The sequence below is a fragment of the Exiguobacterium sp. s102 genome (assembly GCF_018618635.1).
In the GTDB taxonomy this organism is placed as follows: domain Bacteria; phylum Bacillota; class Bacilli; order Exiguobacteriales; family Exiguobacteriaceae; genus Exiguobacterium_A; species Exiguobacterium_A oxidotolerans.
This window is the reverse complement of the sequence record NZ_JACSML010000021.1, coordinates 1-455: the sequence shown is the minus strand read 5'-3', so window position 1 is coordinate 455 and position 455 is coordinate 1. Positions and strand designations below refer to the sequence as shown.

The 455-nt window shown below is 51.4% G+C and carries 1 pseudogene; it reads right to left on the bottom strand.

Annotated elements, in window-relative coordinates:
• Nucleotides 1-455: pseudogene (locus KNQ02_RS15885) on the bottom strand (copper amine oxidase); the annotation flags it as partial.

Below are 455 nucleotides of genomic sequence, written 5' to 3'. Positions count from 1 at the left end.
GCTTGTGCTTCGATGTGATTTTTCGTCCAAGCTTGCTCGAACTGATCTGCACCGGCTTCACCGTAAATTGATTTGATTGCGGCTTTGAAATCAGCTGTGTGCATGTCTTCCGCCCAGTTTGCAGCATCGTAGTCTTTCGCTTGATCGACGCCTGCCGTCATGCTGAGGTTCGCAAGAGCGACGTGTTCAGCAGCGAGGCTGTTGAGTGTTGACCGGAGGTCAGCGGCTTTCGTATCAGCTTTCGAGTTATCGAATTTCTCAGGCATCTGTGTCGTGATCGCGACTGAGAGTGCTTTCGAGATGTCATACATGCGGCTGTATCCTTCACGGAACGTGTTGTACGATCCTTCATAGTCGCCTGCTGCGTACTCTTGGAATGTTTTATAGACGTCCGCTTCGTGAGCACGAAGGACTTCTTCAGCTGCTTCCTTCGGAAGTTCGCCTTCTGTCGCAGC